The organism is Pseudomonas fluorescens, assembly GCF_002837185.1.
GTDB lineage: Bacteria > Pseudomonadota > Gammaproteobacteria > Pseudomonadales > Pseudomonadaceae > Aquipseudomonas > Aquipseudomonas fluorescens_AM.
Genome location: NZ_KZ478005.1, coordinates 19,289 through 39,347 on the forward strand (window position 1 = coordinate 19,289; position 20,059 = coordinate 39,347).

At 61.9% G+C, this 20,059-nt stretch carries 12 protein-coding genes; 10 read left to right on the forward strand and 2 right to left on the reverse strand.

Features of this window, described 5'->3' with window-relative positions; translation table 11 throughout:
- Positions 1–21: 21 nt before the first annotated feature.
- Positions 22–1,197 carry an isochorismate synthase gene (locus CIB54_RS18625; RefSeq protein WP_101220621.1) on the reverse strand — a complete coding sequence of 392 codons (1,176 nt, stop codon included), beginning with the start codon at positions 1,195–1,197 and terminating at the stop codon, positions 22–24.
- Between the two features lie 113 nt (positions 1,198–1,310).
- On the opposite strand from CIB54_RS18625, the gene CIB54_RS18630 reads away from it, so the two are divergent.
- Positions 1,311–5,651: an amino acid adenylation domain-containing protein gene (locus tag CIB54_RS18630; RefSeq protein ID WP_101220622.1), complete on the forward strand. Its 4,341-nt coding sequence runs from the start codon at positions 1,311–1,313 to the stop codon at positions 5,649–5,651.
- Between the two features lie 31 nt (positions 5,652–5,682).
- Positions 5,683–7,002 carry a putative histamine N-monooxygenase gene (gene basC / locus CIB54_RS18635; RefSeq protein ID WP_101220623.1) on the forward strand — a complete coding sequence of 440 codons (1,320 nt, stop codon included), beginning with the start codon at positions 5,683–5,685 and terminating at the stop codon, positions 7,000–7,002.
- Positions 7,003–7,048: 46 nt separating this feature from the next.
- On the opposite strand, the gene CIB54_RS18640 is transcribed toward basC, so the two are convergent.
- A complete protein-coding gene (locus tag CIB54_RS18640) occupies positions 7,049–9,160 on the reverse strand; it encodes a condensation domain-containing protein (protein ID WP_101220624.1) in 2,112 nt (703 codons plus the stop codon).
- 229 nt (positions 9,161–9,389) lie between these two features.
- Between CIB54_RS18640 and CIB54_RS18645 the strand changes: the two genes are divergently transcribed.
- From CIB54_RS18645 to CIB54_RS18680, 8 genes are all read left to right on the forward strand, one after another.
- Positions 9,390–9,908, forward strand: a complete 519-nt coding sequence (locus CIB54_RS18645) for a sigma-70 family RNA polymerase sigma factor (RefSeq protein WP_101220625.1) — start codon at positions 9,390–9,392, stop codon at positions 9,906–9,908.
- A gap of 137 nt (positions 9,909–10,045) precedes the next feature.
- Positions 10,046–11,824, forward strand: a complete 1,779-nt coding sequence (locus tag CIB54_RS18650; protein WP_101220626.1) for an ABC transporter ATP-binding protein — start codon at positions 10,046–10,048, stop codon at positions 11,822–11,824.
- Positions 11,818–13,575: an ABC transporter ATP-binding protein gene (locus tag CIB54_RS18655; RefSeq protein ID WP_101220627.1), complete on the forward strand. Its 1,758-nt coding sequence runs from the start codon at positions 11,818–11,820 to the stop codon at positions 13,573–13,575. Before CIB54_RS18650 ends, CIB54_RS18655 begins: the two co-directional genes overlap by 7 nt.
- Positions 13,572–14,516, forward strand: a complete 945-nt coding sequence (locus tag CIB54_RS18660) for an ABC transporter permease (protein ID WP_101220628.1) — start codon at positions 13,572–13,574, stop codon at positions 14,514–14,516. The genes CIB54_RS18655 and CIB54_RS18660 overlap by 4 nt, the downstream gene beginning before the upstream one ends.
- A complete protein-coding gene (locus tag CIB54_RS18665) occupies positions 14,513–15,460 on the forward strand; it encodes an iron chelate uptake ABC transporter family permease subunit (protein ID WP_101220629.1) in 948 nt (315 codons plus the stop codon). The genes CIB54_RS18660 and CIB54_RS18665 overlap by 4 nt, the downstream gene beginning before the upstream one ends.
- Complete coding sequence (locus CIB54_RS18670) at positions 15,457–16,239, forward strand: iron ABC transporter ATP-binding protein (RefSeq protein ID WP_101220630.1); 783 nt, start codon at positions 15,457–15,459, stop codon at positions 16,237–16,239. Before CIB54_RS18665 ends, CIB54_RS18670 begins: the two co-directional genes overlap by 4 nt.
- Positions 16,236–17,219 (forward strand): siderophore ABC transporter substrate-binding protein, encoded by a 984-nt coding sequence (locus CIB54_RS18675; protein WP_232790574.1) that lies wholly within the window; start codon positions 16,236–16,238, stop codon positions 17,217–17,219. The genes CIB54_RS18670 and CIB54_RS18675 overlap by 4 nt, the downstream gene beginning before the upstream one ends.
- A 151-nt stretch (positions 17,220–17,370) precedes the next feature.
- The gene (locus CIB54_RS18680) at positions 17,371–19,644 is read left to right on the forward strand and encodes a TonB-dependent receptor (protein WP_065888167.1); all 2,274 of its coding nucleotides are present in this window, start codon (positions 17,371–17,373) and stop codon (positions 19,642–19,644) included.
- Positions 19,645–20,059 lie beyond the last annotated feature (415 nt).

The following is a 20,059-nucleotide window of genomic DNA, read 5'->3' on the forward strand; positions in this document are numbered from 1 at the left end:
CACTGCTGAAAAATGGGGAAATTAGTGGGCCAGGCCGCATGCGCGCAGCATGGTGCCGAGCTTGGTCTGGACTTCTGTCCATTCGGAGTCGGGGCTTGAGGCTTCGACGATGCCGGCGCCGGCGAACAGGCGGACCTTGTTGCGCTTGATGGTGCCGCAGCGGATGGTCACGACCCATTCGCCGTTACCTTGGGCGTCGCACCAGCCGACCATGCCGGTGAACAGGCCTCGCTCGACGTGCTCGACGAAGCGGATCAGGTGCCGGGCGCGCTCGGTAGGGAAGCCACAGACGGCAGGGGTTGGGTGCAGGCGGCACGCCAACTGCAAGGCCGAAATGCCGGGATCGGCCAGGGTGCCTTCGATACGGGTGGAGAGGTGCCACAGCGCAGGCGTGCTGATCAGGCTAGGGCGCTGCGGCACGTCCAGTCGTGCGCACAATTGGTCGAGCTGGGAGGCGATGTCTTCGGTCACCAGGCGGTGTTCGTAGTGGTCTTTTTCCGAGGTGGCCAGCCAGTCGGCGTTGCGCCGGTCGGCTTCGGGGTCAGCCATACGCTTGGCCGAGCCGGCGAGGGGATTGGACACGAAATCCAGACCGTCCTTGTGCACCAGCAATTCGGGGCTGACGCCGATCAGGGTGGCGCCGTCCGGCATGGGCACGCGGAAGTGGTAGCCGCCGGGATTCTGGGCACGCAGATTGTTCTGCATGGCGCTCACGTCCACATCCTGGGCAAACAGCAATTCACGCTGCACCGAGAGCACGGCCTTGCGCACGTCGCTGTGGCGGAAGTTGACGATGGCGTGTTCGACCGTGCGCTTGAAGCCTTGCTCGTCCGGTATGTTTTTTTGTTCAAGCAGTTCCGGCATCGAGGCCGCACCGGTGTGCACGGCACCGCTGCGGGCGCGCCACTCGGCGTGTTCGGGGATGTAAAGGCAGGACGCTTCAGCGGGATCGAAGGGGATGGCGCCGACGATCATCGGGTTGGCCTGGCCCGCTTTGCGCGCTTGTTCAAAGGCGTGCGAGACGGTTTTTTGAAACAGGCTGCTGGCGTTTTCACCCGCAATGGCCGGCGTTTCGATACGTTGCAGCATGCCGCTGACCGCCAACTCACGATCGCCGGAGGTGAATGAAAAACGCCGAGTTTCGTCAAGCTGTTGCACCTCATCCATGTCGCTCGTCCTAAGGGTGCCCGTTCTCATGTGCAGAAAGCCTCCGTGGCTTGTGGTCAAAAAATTATACCTTGAAATATAATCATTATCGTTTCTAATAGGTGACGCTAATCATTTAGATTTGTCAATCACATGAGTGGACCATGAGAGAGTTAACTTCGATGCAAGCCGCCTGTTGGATCGGGCGTACTGCACATGCCTTTTTAGGGAGAGTTTCGGCTCATCTTTATGCCGAGTTCGATGGCCAGTGCATTGAGCTGGACCGGTTACGCAAAGCGCTTGAACGGGCCAGCCTGCTGCATCCGATGCTGCGAATGCGGGTGGATGCGCAAGGGCTGCAATCCATCGCTTCCATGGACCAATCGCCTCGGTTGGAAGTCGAAGACCTGCGTGCCATGACCGAACCGCAGGCCGCCCGTCACCTGCTGGCCAAACGGGAGGCGTGGACACATCAGCAACTGGACTTGCGCCATGAGCCGGGCGCCCGGTTTGCAGTGAGCCTGATCGCGCAGGACAGGTTTCGCCTGCATGTCGATACCGACATGATCGCCATCGATCCCTCCAGTTTCCGCACGCTGATGGAAGACCTTGCCCGGCTTTACGAGCAGCCCGATGACACGCTGCCGAACACGCCATCCTTCTTCGATTGGTACGACAAGGTGCGTGTCGACCCGGCGCTCAAGGCCGCCCGGGATCGCGACCGTGCCTGGTGGCGTGAACGCCTGGCGCATGTTGCTCCGGCCCCCGCCTTGCCATTGCTTGAACGCCCGCCGGAGCAAGCGCAAAGCCACCGACTCCATACCTGGCTGGGCCCCGTCGAGCGTCAGGCATTGGAACACGTGGCACGGGAACGCAGGATCACCCTGTCGACCTTGATGATGGGGCTGTTTGCGGCGGTGCTCGGGGAGCAGACCGGCGACCGTAGCTTTCGTCTCAATGTACCGACGTTCTGGCGCCAACCGCTGGTGGATCATGTCGAGCGCGTGGTGGGTGAGTTTGCCAATGTGTTGATTCTGGATGTAGACATCGAGTCCGCCGCCACGCCGGCCGCGCTGTGCGCGCAACTGGCGAAAAAAATGGTCGGCCTGCTTGAGCATTGCGCCTATCCGGGCGTGAATGTGATGCGCGACCTGTCCCGCCATCGCGGCTCGCCACAGCTGGCGCCGGTGGTCTTTACTGCCGCGCTGGACATGCCCGGTGGCGACTTGCTTTCGCCGCGCGTGCGGCGTGTATTCGGCCCGATGAATTGGGTCATCTCCCAAGGGCCTCAAGTGGCTCTTGATGCACAGATCGCCTGCGCCGATGGCGGTATCCTGATCAATTGGGATATCCGTCTTGATGCGTTGCCACTGCCGTGGGTGACGACGTTCTTTGAGCGCTTTGTGGCGATCACGCAGGAAGTGGCGGCCGATTCGCGCGCGTTGGATCAAGCGCTCAATGTCGGTGTTTCGCGCACACTCGAAAAATCACTGTCAGCGCTGCAGCAGGCGTACTTATTGGGCCGTGGCACCCAGGTGCCTCTTGGCGGCGTAGCCATGCAGGAGTTTCGTGAATACCACGGGGCCATGGACCCGACGCTGCTGCGCAGTCGCCTGGCGGCGATGGTGCAGCGCCATGACAGCCTGCGCACACGGGTGGATGCGCTCAAGCTGGTAAGTTATGTCAGCGATGAAGCCCGCATCAATCTGGACGAAGTCGACCTCACGTCAATGTCGGCGCAAGCAGCGTCGGCGTACATCGATGGGCGCCGCGAGGCTTACGCCCACGCCATCTTCGAGCTGGACCGTGCGCCTTGGAATGTCACGCTTTTCCACCTGCCCGACGACCAGTTGACCGTGTTCGTGCGCCTGGATGCGTTGATCCTCGACGGCCGCTCCATTGCTGCGTTGTTGGTCGAGCTGTTCGACGGACTGCCCGGCGATGCGCCCGCTGCCGAGGCTGCGCCTGCGCCGGAGGATCAGGCCCGTCAACGCAAGGCCGACGCGGTTTACTGGAAGACCAAGCTCGCCGACGTGACGGGCGCACCACGCCTGCCGTGGCGCGTGCCGCTTGATCAAGTGCGGGCCTCGCGCTATGAGCGCCAAAGCCGACAAGTGCCCAAGGCGGTATTCAACGGTTTCTGCAAATTGGGCGCCCGGCAGCGGCTATTCAAGAACTCCGCCCTGATGGCGCTGGTGATGGAGGTGCTGTCCCACTGGCTCGATGAAGGCGGCTTGTGTGTGGCGGTGCCCGTTGCGCCGCAAACGGGCGGTGCATTTGCCAACCGTTCCAGCTTTATCGCGATCAACCGAAGCGAGGCGCCCGGCACCTTTACGGAGCGTGCGGCGAAGCTGCAAGTGGACGTGCTGGAAGGGCTGCAACACCTGGCCTATTCGGGCGTTGACCTTGCCAGGTTGCTGTTCGAATCCCACGGCCCTGGCCCTGTGCTGCCGGTGGTAATTACCAATGGTTTTTCCTGGCCGGTGTCGGCGGCGAACAGTCCCATGCAGTTGCAAGGCGGCCTGACCCAGACGCCTCAGGTGGCCATGGACATTCGCTTCTGGGCTAACGCCGAGGGCGCGCTGGTGCTGGATATCGACTATGCGCGGGAAGTCCTGGACCCAGCGGTGGTTCACGACATCCTGGATGCGCTGGAAAAGGCCATCAGCCAGATCAGTGCCAGCGGTGAGTTCGCCATGGACGCCAGCGCGATCATCGACACGTCTCACTATTGCCTCAATAGCGCGACGACCGAGGCCCGTGCCGAAGGGTTCCTGGCGCAAATCGCCAGGCACCTGTTCGACCCCGCCAACCAACGGATCGCCCTGATCAGCGGCGAGCGGCGGATCAGCTACGCCGAACTGGGTGCGGATGTGTCGCGTGTCATTGCGGCGTTCAAGGCCCGTGGCATCGCCCCGGGCCAAGTGGTCGCCATCTGCCTGCCACGCAGCCCGGAGCACACCACGCTGACCTTGGCCTGTGCACTGACGGGCGTGATCTGGGTGCCTATCGACGCCTCGGCGCCGGACGAGCGTCGGCAGTATCTGTTGGAAAACTGCCGCCCCGATCTGGTGATCATCAGCTCGGGCGAGACGGTCGAGCAGGCCCACGCCACGCCGAACGAGTTGCTGGCCGGGCCGCAAGCCAGTGCGCCAAGGCTGGATGATCGCTCGATGAGCGAAGCGCCGGCGTATTACCTCTACACCTCGGGCACCACCGGCAAGCCCAAGTGCGTAGTGCTGTGCAACCGCGCCACGGCCAATGTCATCGGCAGCACCTTGTCACACTGGCGCGTACGCCGCAGCGACGTGTTCATCTCGGTAACCCCGCTGCACCACGACATGTCGGTATTCGATGTGCTCGGCTGCCTGACGGCCGGCGCCACGCTGGTACTGCCTGGCGTCGGCGAGGAAAAGGATGCGCTGCGCTGGAATCAGTTGATCGCCAGGCACCGTGTGACGCTGTGGTGTTCCGTGCCGGCCATCCTGGAAATGCTGCTGTCGTGCCGAGGTGACTATGACTTGGCCAGCCTGCGCCTGATCGCCCAGGGCGGCGACTACATCAAGCCGGGCGTGATCGCCGAGTTGCGCGGGCTGCTGCCATCGTCGCGCCTGATTTCCCTGGGGGGGCCGACAGAGACCACGATCTGGAGCATCTGGCACGACATCACTGCCGATGACCCACTGCAAATTCCCTATGGGCGACCGTTGCCGGGCAACCGCTATCTGGTGCTCGACGCCCACGGAGCGCATTGCCCCGCAGGCGTTGTCGGCCGCATTCATACGGCAGGCGTCAACCTGGCCCTGGGCTACCTGGAAGACGGCGCGCTGGCACAAACCGAATTCATCAGCGTGATCGATGAGCACGGCCAGGCCGTACGTGCATTTCGTACCGGTGACTGCGGGCGCTATCGCCGTGACGGCACGTTGATGTTCGACAGCCGCGTGAATGGCTACGTAAAGGTGCGCGGCGTGCGCGTGTCGTTGCCCGACATCGAAATCGAGCTGATCAAGCATCCTGCGGTCAGGCACGTGCTGGTGGTGGACTACGGCGAACAGCGCCAGGGCGAGGTCAACATCGGTGCGCTGTACGTGAGCGCCGAAGACGCCGAACCCTTGACCGCCGCCGCGTTGCGCCAGTTCGCCCGCGAGCACTTGCCGCAATCCCACGTGCCCACGCGATTCCTGGCGGTGCAGGCGCTGCCGTTGTCGCAAAACGGCAAACCTGATCGCCCGCATGCTCGCAGCTTGTTGCTGGAGCCGGCCGAGGAGGTCGTTGAAAGCCAATGCAGCAAGGTCTTGGCGATCTACCTGAGTGTGCTGGGCAGGCCACCGCAGGACGGCGCCAATGCCTCGGTCGACTTCATCAGTCTGGGCCTGCGGCCCCAGCATTTGAAAGCCATCGCTGCGCGGTTCCAGGAGGAACTGGCGGTGACGCTTTCCCCCGGACAATTACTGCGTTGCCGTAACGCACAAGATGTCGAGCGATTGCTCGCCTGCGCATAACCACATAGCACTACCCAGGGAGACAGATTGGATGACGGATTTACCCACTGTAGATATCGCCGGTGTTGGCATCGGGCCCTTTAACCTCGGGTTGGCCGCTTTATTGTCCAAACATTGCGACGTGACCAGTCTTTTCCTGGATCGCAAAGCCGAATTTCGTTGGCATGAAGGGTTGCTCTTACCGGGCACCACGTTGCAGGTGCCGTTTCTGGCGGATCTGGTGACGATGGCCGACCCGACCCACGAGCTGAGCTACCTCAATTACCTGCACCAGCACGATCGCCTGTACCCGTTCTATTACTACGATAACTTCCAGGTGCCGCGCCGCGAGTACGACCATTATTGCCGTTGGGCTTCGCAGCAGTTGCCGACGTGCCACTTCGGCGAGGATATCTGTGATGTGACTTACGACGCGGGAGTCGGCAAGTTCCTGATTGAAAGCCAGTCCGTGTCGGGCTTCAAACGCTGCTATTCCAGTCGTAACCTGGCGGTAGGCATCGGCACTACGCCGATAGTGCCGCAATGGGCTCAGGTGAAAAGCGCGGCACCCATCCTGCATTCGGCGGAGTTTGGCAAGCTCCAGGCGCAGTTGTTGGAATGTCGGCGTGTCACCGTGATTGGCTCCGGGCAGAGCGCCGCCGAGTGCGTGCTCGCGTTGTTCAATGAGCTGACCCCCGAGCGGATCGCCGCAGGCGCCTCGATCCGCTGGATCACCCGTTCAGCGGGTTTCCACCCCATGGAATACTCCAAGCTGGGGCAGGAGTGCTTTACGCCGTCCTACATGGCGTACTTCCACAGCCTCCCGCGTGAACGCCGTCGTGAGGTCGTGGCCAAGCAGGGCCTGTTGTACAAAGGCATCAGTTTTTCCACGATTGCCGCTATCTACGACTTGATCTATGAGCGCTCCATCGGCGGCAGTGACCCTGGCCTGACGTTGCTGTCGAACTGTGAAGTCGAGAAGGTAGAGGACGTCGCTGGTACGCTGCGTATTGCCTATCGGCATCGTGAGCTGGACCAGACCAGCAGCCTGGAGGCCGACGCGATTGTGGCCGCGACGGGCTACGGGCATGCCTGGCCGCAGTGGTTTGAGCGGCTCAAGGGCACAGTACTGGAGACCGATGAGCACGGTGACTGCCTTGTGGAGGATGACTTCACTGCACGTCGCTGTGATGACGGGGCGGGGCGTATCTTTGTGCAGAATGCCGAGATCTTCCAGCATGGTGTGGGTTCGCCGGACCTGGGCATTGCCGCGATTCGTAACGCGAGCATTGCCAATCAACTGCTCGGCCGCCCGCACTACCGCCTGCCCAAACGCTCGTCGTTCCAGCGTTATGGCATGCATGAGGTTTAGGGCGTGAAAGACAGGGCCTTGGTGTTACCAAGGCCCTGTTGAAGGGTCAGACGCGGATGTGGTCCAGGGTGAGGCCATCGGCGCCAGGTGTCGCAAACAGCGCGAACATCAGCTCAATCGTGGCGCTCATGCGAGCCATCTGATCTGCACTGTAACGGTCCGAACGGTAGGTCACCACCAGGCGCAATACGCGCTTGCCGTCCAGCGTGTTTTCCATGATCTCGAATTGAATACCGAACATCGACTGGTTCTTGTCCGGGTCAATCTGGCGGTAGCGGATCGCGCCGTTATCCGGCGTGCGCAGGGCGCCGTTCAAAGCGTTGTTGGCGTGAATCTGGATGTACACGTCGAACAGCAGTCCATCCGCCGGCGTCATGCCCAGGGCCTGTTGAATCTGCTCCATCGGCACATCGGCGTAGGCCATCGAGTCATTGATCAAGCGACTGACGTTTTCAATCAGGGTGCCGACGGCTTGCCGAGCATCGAATTGCACGCGGTGCGCGACCATGGTGGTGAAGTAGCCGACCGTGTCGTAATACACCGGATCTGTGCGACCGGACGCCGACGTGCCCACTACCAGGTCTTTCAAATCGCCGAGCTTGTGCAGGGAGAGCACGATTGCCGAATAGACCACGCCGAACAGTGAAGCGTTGTTCTGTCGGGCGAAGGCGTACAGGTGGTCGGTCATGCCTTGGGTGGGCTTGATCTCGAACCACTGGGCCTTGGTCGATACCTGTGCCGGCGGTGCCTCGGAGGAGGGCAGCGTCAGGCCACGGGTGGCATCGCGCAGCATGCCGGTCCAGTAGTCGAGGTGCTTCTGGTTGATCCCGGCGGCTTGCTGGCGCACGGCGAATTCATGGAAGGACGGTGCCGGGCTTTTCCAGACGGGCGCTTTGTCGGCCGCTCGGGCCAGGTAGGCCTGGGCCAGTTCTTCCATCATCACGTTGAGCGACCATTCATCAATGGCCATGTGATGGACGAGCAGCGATAAGGTTTGGCGTTGATGCTGCGTGTCCTGGATGAAGCGCACCCGCAGGGGCAGCTCGCGGGTCAGATCGAACTGATAGGTGGCTTCGCTTTGCAGGGTGGCACCCTGGCTTTCGCGGCTGGGCCAGAACCACTTGAACTGCGCTAGCTGCGAGGTCGGCACGATTTGCTGGTATGCCTCGCCACGCTCGAAGTGGAAGGTGCTGCGCAGGCTGGCATGGCGCTCAAGCAGGTCATGGAACGCCTGCTCGAACAGCGCTTCGTCCACCGGGTCGAGAAACTCCATGGCAAACGGCAGGTTGAAGATCGTGCCGAATTCGAAGGCGGCGTAAGCGCGTCCCAGGGATGCCTGGGCCAGTGCAAATGGCGCTTTTTGTACATCGTGCGACAAACCGGTGGCGGTCGTTGGTGCAGCGTTTTTCGCGATGACCCGGGCGCGTGCCGCCAAGGCGCTTGCCGAGGGTGCGCTGAAGAAATCGTTGAACTGGACTTCGATGCCATGGCGGCTCGACAGCTTGCCGATGATGCGGGTGGCCAGCAGTGAGTGGCCGCCAAAGTCGAAGAAGTCATCCGTCGCCAGCATGCCCGGTTCCGCCAGCGCTTCGCGGAACTCGGCGAGGATAATGGCTGCGACGTCAGGTGTTTCGGTGTGTGCGGCGTTTTCGCCGATGTCCGCCTGGCGGTGCAGCCACGGCAGTGGCGTATCAGCGGTGTGCATGATCTTGCGGTACAGGTCGTTCGCCTGGCAGGTCTGCTCAAGAATCGGGTGAAGGACCAGCGCCAGGATGGGCGCATCCGGGGTTTGCATAATCAGCGCCTTGAACGGCGGCTGGTGCTCGGCGTCCCACGGCGTGGACTGTTCGCGGAGCAGGTAGTGGCTGGCGTCACCGGTCACCTGAATGCGCTCGATGCACGCTTGCCAGTCGCGCGCCTGGACCTTGTCGACTTCGCCGTCATCGTTGAACTGATAGCGGGCATTGAGCTCCGGGATTGATTCGATTACCGCCTGGAGTGCCGACTCCAGCCCTGCGGGGTCTACATTCGCGTCGAGTTTCCAGGCACTCAGGTGCTTGGAAATGCGTTCGGGGTATTGCTGCTGCAAGAGCCAGATATGCGCTTCGTAATCGCTGGCAGATCGTTTTGAACACGTATCTGGAGTGAGTTCCATCATGGAAGTTTCCCGCCTTATCAAACTGAACAGTAAGAAGTAGAGAGGGCACCAAGTGCCGACAGACCCATCCTCGGTCTGGTGTACCGCTTGGGAACCCGGGCGTCGGAGGACGTGCAATCCGGTTGCGTTGCAGGGGCTTTATGAACACCGTATGATCGCAAATAATAATCATACATATTCGCATTAGTCAAAATCTGATCGCGGGTGGATTCGTCTCAGGAGAGGTGTTGTGAACAACGGAGCGTTTGCGTCCAAACGGCAATTCGAAAAGTTGTACATCGACCATCACCGCTGGTTATGCAGCCTGCTGCGGCGCAAGTTGGGCAATTCGTTGGATGCTGCGGATCTGGCCCACGATATCTATCTCAACCTCATCAAGAAGGGCTGCGTGCCTTCGATCGAAGACTCGCGCTGCCATTTGACCCAGATCGCCAAAGGCATGGTGATTGACCTCTATCGCCGCCGTCACCGCGAAGCCCGCCACCTGGAATCCCTGATGCAGCAAGCCGAACCGCTGGTGCCGTCCGAAGAGGAGCGGGCGCTGGCCGCCGAGGCGCTGGTGCAAATCGATGACGCGCTGCAGGCCAAACCGTCCAAGGCCCGCGAAGCACTGTTGCTGTGCAAGCTGCATGGCATGGGCCATCGGGACATTGCTGCCGAATTGAACGTGTCGGTGTCCTCTGTCGAAAAATACATCGCGGCGGGCCTGCGGGCCTGCCATCCCTTCGCCTCGACGGCCGAACTGTGAACAGTTGAATCCGCAGCGCCATTGAGGGTTTTGTCGCGTCGTTCGAAATACACGGTATGCACTGTGCAAAACGCTCCAACGCAAAAGGACGCCAGGTACGCCACACGGTGGCCGGCAGTGGTTATCAAGGAGAGCTCATGAGCGTTAAAGACACACCCGTCGGTTCGGTATCCCAGGTATTACGCCCCATTCGTGGGCGGCTGATATGTGCTGCGGTACTGGCCGCCCTAGGGACCATGCTGACCATGGTGCCCCTGGCTGGCATCGCCCACATTGCGCGACTGGCCATGGGTGACGCAGCCAGTTGGGCCCAGTTGCAAGGCCCGGTCTGGCAAGTGGTGGGTGTCAGCCTGGCCTGCCTGTTCCTGGGCATGACCTTGATTTCGCTGGGGGAGATGGTCGCGCACCTGGCCGACAACCACATCACCGGCCACCTGCGCCAGGCCATCACCCGTCGATTGGCCAGGGTGCCGCTGGGCTGGTTCACCAGTCGTGCTTCGGGTGAGGTCAAGCAGGCGATGCAGGATGACATCGGTACCTTGCACAGCTTGACGGCGCATTTTTTCACCACCCTCGGCCGTACGCTTGGGGCTGTGATCATCGCTATCCTCTACCTGTTTGCCATGGACTGGCGCATGGCGATTGTCTCGCTGCTGCCATTCCCGCTGTTTTTCCTGTTTTTCACCCGCGCCACCAAGGCCAGTGGCGCGAACATGCAAGCGTTCGGCGCCGGCATGATGCGCATCAACAATGCCGTGATCGAGTTCGTCAACGGCATTCCCGTGGTCAAGGCATTTGGCGCCGAGGGCAAGGCCCATGGCAGTTACCGGAGTGCGGTGGATGCTTTTGCCGCTGCGTTTACCGACTTCACCCGGCCACTGGTCAGTGCGATGGCCAACGCCCACGCCATGATCACGCCCGTGGCGGTACTCGGTGTGGTGCTGGCGGCCGGTACGCTGGGGGTGAGCCAGGGCTGGCTGGCTCCAGTGGACATCCTGCCGTTCGCCCTGGTCGCCCCAGGCATCTGCGCGCCGCTGTTGCTGCTGAGCTATATCACCCACGACCTGAACAACGCGACCGCCGCCGCCCAGCGCGTGCAAACCCTGCTGCAAACCCCCGTGCTCGAAACCCTGCCAGGCACGTCAGCACAATCGCCGGCAAACGCTGAAATTCGCGTCGAACACCTGAGCTACCAGTATAACGACGACGCCCCGGTGCTCCAGGACCTGAACTTCACCCTAAAGCCCGGCACCGTGACCGCCATCGTCGGCGCATCAGGTTCCGGCAAGTCGACCCTGGCGCGCCTGCTGCTGCGTTTTTTCGACCCTACCGAAGGGCGTATCACCCTGGGCGGTGTCGACCTGCGCCACATCGAGAGCACCCAGTTGTACCGGCGTATCGGTTTCGTGTTGCAGGAAGTACGCCTGATTCACGCCAGCCTGCGCGACAACATTGCCCTGGGCCGTCCCTCGGCCAGCCAGCAGGAAATCGAGGCCGCCGCGCGTATTGCGAACATCCACGAACGCATCCTGGACCTGCCACGGGGCTATGACTCGGTGATCGGTGAAGATGTACAGCTTTCCGGCGGTGAGTTGCAGCGCGTCAGCATCGCCCGCGCCGTATTGCTCGACCCACCCGTGCTGGTACTGGATGAAGCCACGGCGGCAGCCGATGCCGAGAATGAGGTCAAGCTGCAACAAGCCCTGTCGCGATTCGCCCAGGGTCGCACGCTCATGGTGATCGCTCACCGGCTCGACACGGTGATGCATGCCGACCAGATCATCCTGATCGACAACGGCGCCCTCTGCGAGCAAGGCACCCACACCGAGTTGCTCGCGCGCAAAGGTCGCTACGCCCGGCTGTGGGCGTTGGGCGGTTATGAACAAGCCAAGGAACAGGCGGTGTCGTCATGCTGAAAACCTTTATTCAACTGCTCGGCGAAGACGCTTCGGTGCTGCGCCGCTATCTGGCGATGGCCCTGGTCTATGGCCTGCTCTGCGGGGTGACGATTGTCATGCTGGTGCCGATCCTCACCCACCTGTTGGCGGGGGATACCCACGCCGCTGCGCAATGGCTGATCGCGCTGGTCATCGGTGTGGTGGCGTGCTGGGCGCTGCGACGCAGCGTCGAAAAAGCCGGCATCCGCGTCGGCATCGCCGTGCTCCAGCGCGGGCGCCACCGCCTTGGCGACCATGTGGCGCAGTTGCCCGTCGGCTGGTTCAGTGCGCACAACACGGCGCGGCTCAGCCATCTGGCGACCTCGGGCATGATGGAAATGGCGCAGTTGCCTGCACACGTGTTCACGCCACTGTTGACCGGTGTGGTCACGCCGCTGGTGATTCTCATCGCGCTGTTCAGCCTGCACTGGCCAATGGGCCTGGTTGCCCTGGCGACCCTGCCGGTGCTGCTGGGCGTGTTCGTGTTGACGGCGCGGTTGGGGCAGCGAGCCGATCACGACTTCCAGCACAACGCCGCCCTGACCAGCCAGCGCATGGTCGAGTTCGCCCGGGCGCAGTCGGTACTGCGTGCCTTCAATGGCGAGGACGGCGGTACCCAGTTCCTTGAACAGGCCATCGGTCGCCAGCAGCAGGCTGCCAGGCATCTGATCCACGTATCGGCGATGTCGGTGGTGTTCAATGCGTGGGCGGTGCAGGCCGGTTTTGCTGCGCTGCTGGTGGCTGCCACCCTGTGGCTGGGCGACCTGCTGGGCGCCGGCCTGGAAGCAGGCTCGGTCATCGCCGTGATGATTACGCTATTGCTGGTCAGCCGCTTCATCGACCCGCTGCTGGAAGTGGCCGGCTACAGCGAAGTGCTGCGCGGTGCCCGTGGCCAGTTGGGCGCGGTGCGCGAGATTTTTGCAGTCAAGCCACTGCCGCAGCCACAGGCCCCCGAGGCGCCTGTCGATAGCAGCGTCGAACTGTGCAACGTCAGCTTCACCTATGCCGAGGGCCAGCCCGACGTGCTGCGCGATGTCAGCCTGCGCATCGAACCGGGCAGCATGACCGCACTGGTGGGTGCGTCCGGCTCGGGCAAGACCACATTGGTGCGCTTGATTGCACGCTTCTTCGATGTGACCCAGGGCCAAGTGATCGTCGGCGGCGTGGATGTGCGCCAGATGTCCGGTGAGCAACTGGCCGGCCAGATCAGCCAGATCTTCCAGGATGCCTACCTGTTCCAGGGCAGCATTGCCGACAACATCCGTATCGGCAAACCAGCGGCCGGCGATGCCGAGGTGATGGAAGCGGCGCGACAAGCCGGCGTGCTGGAAATCATCGAGCGGCTGCCCCAGGGCCTGGACACACCGGTGGGCGAGGGCGGGGCACGGTTGTCCGGTGGCGAACGCCAACGGATCTCCATCGCCCGTGCGCTGATCAAGGATGCACCGATCCTGCTGGTCGACGAAGCCACCGCGGCCCTTGATGCCGAGAACCAGGCCGCCATCGCCGAAGCGCTGGCGCGGCTGCGCGGCAAACGCACGCTGATCGTTATCGCCCACCAGCTGTCGACCGTGGTCATGGCCGACCAGATCCTGGTGCTCGATCAAGGCCGGCTCAGCGAACACGGTTCCCATGCTCAATTGAGCGCCAAACCTGGGCTGTATGCCCACTTTCTCGCCCAGCGCAGGGCGGCAAAAGGCTGGCGGATCGCGGGTGAGGACGCTTCTTGAGTCGTACAGCATTAGTCGTCCTGTTTGTCGTGCTGTGCGGCCTGTCGCTGATGGTGGGGGTCAAGCAGGTGTCGTGGGTCGAGCTGCTGAGCTTTTCCGACGACGCCTGGCTGACCCTCACCGCCAGCCGGCTGCCACGCCTGGCCGCGCTGATCCTCACCGGGGTCGGGTTGGCCGTGTGCGGCGTGATCCTGCAGCAGATCGTGCGTAACCGCTTCGTCGAGCCGGGTACCAGCGGTGGGTTGGATGCCGCCAAGCTGGGCATCCTGATTTCCCTGACGGTCGCGCCGGGCGCCGGGGCCGCCGGCAGAATGCTGTTCGCCCTGGCCTTTTGCTTTGCCGCCAGCCTGATCTATGTCGCGATCATCCGGCGCATCCAGTTCAAGAACACCGTGATGGTGCCGGTGATCGGCCTGATGTACGGCAGCGTGCTGAGCGCCGTCGCCGAGTTCTACGCCTACCGCCATAACATCCTGCAGAGCATGCAGGGTTGGATGCTCGGGGATTTCTCGAAGATCGTTCAGGGCAATTACGAGATCATCTACCTGATCCTGCCCATTGTCGTGCTGACCTACCTGTATGCCCATCGTTTCACCGTACTGGGCATGGGGGAGGGCATGGCCAGCAGCCTGGGCCTGAACTACGCCGTCAACGCGGCGCTGGGCTTGATGTTGGTGGCCGTCACCGTCTCCGCCACGGTGATTACCGTGGGCGCGATTCCCTTCGTCGGGCTGGTGATTCCCAACCTGGTGGCCCTGCACTACGGTGAAAACCTGGAGCGCACGCTGCCCATCGTCGCTCTGTGCGGTGCCTCGTTGCTGTTGATTTGCGACATCCTCGGCCGCCTGCTGATCTACCCCTTCGAAGTGCCGATCGGCCTGACTGCCGGCTGCATTGGCGGTGTGGTGTTCCTGGTGCTGCTGATCCGGAAGTACATATGAGACACATGGCTACCCGTTATGGCCTTTGGCTGCTGGTCCTGTTGCTGGCCGTTGGGTTCCTGTTGCTGGGCTCGGGCCTGGATTTCGATTACGTCATTCCCAAGCGGCTTACCCGCCTGGCCGCAATCGGCATTGCCGGCGTGTGCATTGCGTATTCGTCGGTGATATTCCAGACCATCGCCGGCAACCGCATCCTCACGCCGGCGATCATGGGCTACGAGGCGATCTACCTGTTGTTCCAGGCGTTGCTGATTCTGCTGCTGGGCACCCAGAGCCTGCTGCTTGGGCGTGACGGCAACGTGCTGTTATCGGTGCTGTTGATGCTCGGCTATTCGTGGCTCCTCCACCGTTGGCTGTTGCGCAACGGCAGTCACGACGTGTACCTGCTGTTGCTGCTGGGGTTGGTGTTGAGCATGGTGATGGGCACCTTCACCCAATTCATCCAGTTGAAGATCAGCCCCGGGGAGTTCTCGATTTTCCGGGGATTCAACTATGCCTCGTTCAACAAGGCGCAACCGGGGCAGGTGATCTATTCGGGCGTGTTGGTGGCGGCCGTGTGCTTCATCGCCCAGCGCACGTTGCCGGTGCTCGATGTCCTGGCCCTGGGACGTGACCAGGCGATTTCCCTGGGGGTCGACTACCCACGCAGCGTGCGCCTGCAACTGGCGCTGATCGCCATTCTGGTGGCGGTGTCCACCAGCCTGGTGGGGCCGACCGCGTTCATGGGCGTGTTCGTCGCCAACATCGCCTACGCCCTGGCCGGCACCACGCGGCACCGGGTCACCTTGCCCCTGGGCTGTGCGATTGGCATTGGCATTTTCATCATCGCTCAGTACCTGGTGGAGCAATGGTTCAACTACAACACCTCCGTGAGCATTCTCATCAACCTGCTGTGCGGTGTGTATCTGCTCGCGCTGATGATCCGAAACCGAGGCACCGCATGATCTCTCTCCAACACGTCTACAAAGCCTATGGCGCCAAGCATGTGCTGAGTGACGTCAGCGTGCAGTTCCCACCGGGGCAAGTGACCTCATTGATCGGCCCCAATGGAGCGGGCAAATCCACCTTGTTGATGTTGATTGCCCGTCTGTTGACGCCTACCCGTGGCGATGTACTGATAGGCGGGCGCAACATCGCCGACGTACCGGTGCGTGACTATGCCAGGCGCGTCGCCACCTTGCGTCAGTCGCCGGATTTCAACCTGCGCCTGACCGTCGAAGAACTGGTGGCTTTCGGGCGTTTCCCCTACAGCCGAGGCGCACTCACCGCCCAGGACCGGGTGGTGATCGACGAAGCCATCGAGTTCCTTTCACTGCAACCGCTGCGCCTTTGCTACATCGACGAGCTCAGCGGCGGGCAGCGGCAGATGGCGTTCCTGGCAATGACCATCGCCCAGCAGACCGATTACCTGCTGCTGGATGAACCGCTCAATAACCTCGACATGAAGCACGCTGTTCACATCATGCGCGCCTTGCGCCGCTTGTGTGATGAGCAAGGCCGCACGGTGATCCTGGTGGTGCATGACATCAACTTCGCGGCCAATTATTCCGACCATATCGTGGCAATGAAGGGCGGCGCCATCCACCGTCACGGGCCGGTCGACCAGGTAGTGACCGAGGCCAACCTGCGCGAGCTGTTCGACCTGGATTTCGAGATTCTGCACAGCCAACAAGGCTTCGTTTGCAACTACTTCAACCCATCACCTTCAAGGGAACTGATATGAGCACTGATCACACGAACAGAATGCGCGCGCTGCTGCTGACGATGGCCGTGGCGACCGGGCTGCAGGGGTGTGACAAACCGGCGCCGGAGGCCAAGGCCCCGGTCGCGGCGCAGGCGGCCTACGCGCCGATCACCATCGAGCATCCGCTGGGCACCACCGTGGTCACTCAGTTGCCCCAGCGGGTAGTGGCCTTCGACATGAGCGAACTCGACACCCTGGATCAACTCGGGGCGCCGGTGGCCGGCATCGCCAAGGACTACGTCGCCAGCTTCCTCACTCGCTACCGTGACGACACGAATGTCGCGGATGTGGGCACGACCATCCAGCCCAACCTGGAGCGCCTGCATGCGCTCAAGCCCGACCTGATCCTGATCTCTCCACTGCAGGCCCAGAGCTATAAGGAACTCAGCCAGATCGCGCCAACCGTTTACGACGACGTGGACCTGACCAACAAAAAAGGCAATTTCATCGAGACCGCCAAGGCCCATTTGACCCTGCTGGGGCGCATCCTCGACAAGCCGGAACTGGCCCGCCAGAAAGTGGCTGAGATGGATGCCAAGGTCGAGCAGACCCGCCAAGTCACTGCCGGTCGCCCCGAGAAGGCCTTGATCGTGCTGCATAACAACGGTGCCTTTACCTCCTACGGCGTGAAATCACGCTACGGTTTTGTGTTCGACACCCTGGGCGTTAAACCGGCCAGCCCCGACATCGAGGCCGGGCTGCATGGCCAGCCGATTTCCAATGAGTTCATTCAGCAGGCCGACCCGGACATTCTGTACGTCATCGACCGCACGGCAGTGATGGAGCACCGCCCGGCCCTCGACCTCAAGAGCCTGGACAACCCCCTGTTGCGCAAGACCAAGGCATGGAACAACGGCCGGGTGATCTTCGTCGACGCCCAGACCTGGTACCTGTGCACGGCCAGTGTGACCTGCCTTAACCGCATGGCGGACGAGGTGGTGCAAGGCTACAAAGGCTGATCCAGACACGCGTTCGTGTACCCAAAGCCGCTGCCATTCAGGCCGCGGTTTTTTTTCTTGCGAATATTTATCATTTAGATTGAGGGTTTGGGGTTCTGGTACGGAATCCTAGTGAATGCACTTCAATACTTCGCATCGAAAGGAATCCAGCATGTCGGAACACGGCCGCCCAACTCGCGCCCACCCTGATTTATCCCAGGCCACACCGCGTACTTTCCCGTTTACCTTGAACCGCACGTTCTCAGCCGTGCAGATGGCCTTGCTGCTCGGTTTGAGCGGCGGCTCGCTGGCCGTGTCGGCGGCGCCTGAACCGGAGGCGGCCACCGAGGTTCGGCCCGAAGCGGAAAAGAACCGCCTGGTGCTGTCGGAAACCACCATCGTGGGCGAGCGGCTCGCCGCCGACGACCTGCCACCTGCGTACGCGGGTGGGCAGGTCGCCACGGGCGGGCGTATCGGGCTGCTGGGCAACAAGGACTTCATGGAAACACCGTTCAACGCCATCAGCTACACCGATGAATTCGTACGCAACCACCAGGCCAAGGACATCGGCTCGGTGATTGGTGCCACTGACCCGTCGGTCAACGTGCCGTCCAAGCGGTCCATCCTCGAAACCTTCTTCATCCGCGGTTTCAACACCAGCGCCAACGACGTCACCTTCAACGGCCTGGCCGGCATGGCGCCGAACCTGCGCGGCTCGACCGAACTGGCCGAGCGCATCGAAGTTCTCAAGGGCCCGTCTGCACTGCTCAACGGCATGCCGCCCGATGGCAGCGTCGCCGGCAGCATCAACATGGTGCCCAAGCGCGCCGCCGACGAGCCGCTGACGCGGATCACCACCAGTTACGAATCCAGGGGGCTGTACGGCGCCCACGCTGACGTGGGTCGACGTTTTGGCGAGCAGAACCAGTTCGGTATCCGCTACAACGGCGTGTACCGCGATGGCGACACCAGCGTGGACGACCAGCAGCAAAAAATGCAACTCAACGCCCTGGGCCTGGACTGGCGCACTGAGCGCGTACGCCTGTCCCTGGACGCTTACAAGCAGCGTGAGCGCCTGGATGGCGCCACCTATTTCGGCATCGGCATCTCGCCGGCGGTCAATAAAGTGCCCAGCCCGAGGAAGGGCAACCACTCCCTGGCACCGGACTGGGCCTACACCATCAACGACACCGAAACCGTGCTGGTCCGTGGCGAGGTCGACGTGAACGACTCGCTCACCGCCTTTGCCGCCTATGGCCAGCGCGACGGTGGCCGCAATGCCCTGATGACCCGTGACACGCTGATCAACAACACCGGGGACATCAACGTGCTGGCTTATCGCTCGGACGGGCAGGGCACGCAGAAGTCCGGTGAAGCCGGCCTCAAGGGCACGTTCGACACCGGTCCGGTTGGCCACGCCTGGTCTGTGGCCGCCACCCAGTACAAAACGGAGATGAGCTACAAGGACTTGATGATCCCCAACTATGTGGTCACCAACTACGACAACCTCGACTTCGGCCCGACACCGCCTCTGGGCAAATACGGCGCCGTCACCTCCCGCAGCGAAGCCAAGCTGAGAAGCTTCGCGTTCCTCGACACCCTGTCGTTCCTCGATGGCCGCGTGCAATGGACCGTAGGCTGGCGCAACCAGACCGTGGAAAGCGCCGGCCTGACGCCGGCCCGGGTCAAGACGTCCCGCTACAGCGACAGCAAGGTGTCGCCGGCGACGGCGTTGCTGGTCAAGGTCACCGACGACGTTTCGCTCTATGCCAACTACATCGAAGGGTTGTCCCAAGGAGGCACGGCACCCACCAGCGCCGCCAACTCGGGTGAAATCCTCAGCCCTTACCAGACCAAGCAGTATGAGGCCGGCGCCAAGTTCGACCTGGGCACCTTCGCCACCACTCTGGCTGTGTTTCAGATTGAAAAACCCAGCGCCTACACCGACCCTGTCACCAATATCTACGCCACCAATGGCGAGCAGCGTAACCGTGGCGTGGAATGGAGTTTCTTCGGTGAAGTACAACCCGGCCTGCGCCTGATGGGCGGCGCATCCTATACCCAGGCTGAGCTGACCAAGGCGTTGGTCAAGTCCAACGAAGGCAACCAAGTGACCGGCGTACCGAAAATCATCGCCAAACTGGGCGCCGAATACGACCTGGAAACGGTGCCGGGCCTGACCCTGACCGCCAACACCAACTACGTGGGCCGCCGCTACGTCACCGACGACCATCGTATGGAACTGCCGTCCTACACCGTGTTTGACGTGGGCGGCCGCTACACCACCAAGGTCATGTCCAAGCCCGTGACCTTGCGCGCCAATGTCGAGAACGTGGCCAACCGCGCCTACTGGATCGGTTCGTACAGCGGCGGCGACGGCAGCGGATTGTCCGGTGGCCTGGGTACGCCGCGTACGCTGCAACTGTCGGCGTCGGTGGACTTCTAACCTTCAAGCCGAGCGTGGAGGCGTCCAGGGATGCCGCCATGCTCGGTTGTTTCTACGCTTGCGCCAATGTGCCGTTGGCTAACGCGGCGTGCGCGCTGAAATTCGGGGGCAGGGCGATGTCAGATGTTCATAAGAAGCTCATAAGCCTGAAATTACTGGCTATCTACTCTAGAAATTAACGCGCCTGTTTATCGATCTCATGGGTTTGCCGTTACGTAAAGGGCGCCGTTCGCTCTGGGTAGAGACCTCGTAGACCTCAAATAACTGTGCGGAGCCCGTTGAGAGCGTGGACGTCAGAAGCGGGTTTTTCGAATCAGTGGTTTAAAACGCTCATGAACCTATCTGACATAGCACATGATTTAACATAATATACATTATGCGTACCCATATATACCGCCCGTGGGTATCTCCGACG

Excerpts from the sequence above, each read along its gene's own strand:
- CIB54_RS18650 (WP_101220626.1), top strand. The coding sequence starts at position 10,046 with ATGAGCGTTAAAGACACACCCGTCGGTTCGGTATCCCAGGTATTACGC.
- CIB54_RS18675 (WP_232790574.1), top strand. The coding sequence starts at position 16,236 with ATGAGCACTGATCACACGAACAGAATGCGCGCGCTGCTGCTGACGATG.
- CIB54_RS18630 (WP_101220622.1), top strand. The coding sequence starts at position 1,311 with ATGAGAGAGTTAACTTCGATGCAAGCCGCCTGTTGGATCGGGCGTACT.
- CIB54_RS18655 (WP_101220627.1), top strand. The coding sequence starts at position 11,818 with ATGCTGAAAACCTTTATTCAACTGCTCGGCGAAGACGCTTCGGTGCTG.
- CIB54_RS18670 (WP_101220630.1), top strand. The coding sequence starts at position 15,457 with ATGATCTCTCTCCAACACGTCTACAAAGCCTATGGCGCCAAGCATGTG.
- basC (WP_101220623.1), top strand. The coding sequence starts at position 5,683 with ATGACGGATTTACCCACTGTAGATATCGCCGGTGTTGGCATCGGGCCC.
- CIB54_RS18665 (WP_101220629.1), top strand. The coding sequence starts at position 14,513 with ATGAGACACATGGCTACCCGTTATGGCCTTTGGCTGCTGGTCCTGTTG.
- CIB54_RS18625 (WP_101220621.1), bottom strand. The coding sequence starts at position 1,197 with ATGAGAACGGGCACCCTTAGGACGAGCGACATGGATGAGGTGCAACAG.
- CIB54_RS18640 (WP_101220624.1), bottom strand. The coding sequence starts at position 9,160 with ATGATGGAACTCACTCCAGATACGTGTTCAAAACGATCTGCCAGCGAT.
- CIB54_RS18680 (WP_065888167.1), top strand. The coding sequence starts at position 17,371 with ATGTCGGAACACGGCCGCCCAACTCGCGCCCACCCTGATTTATCCCAG.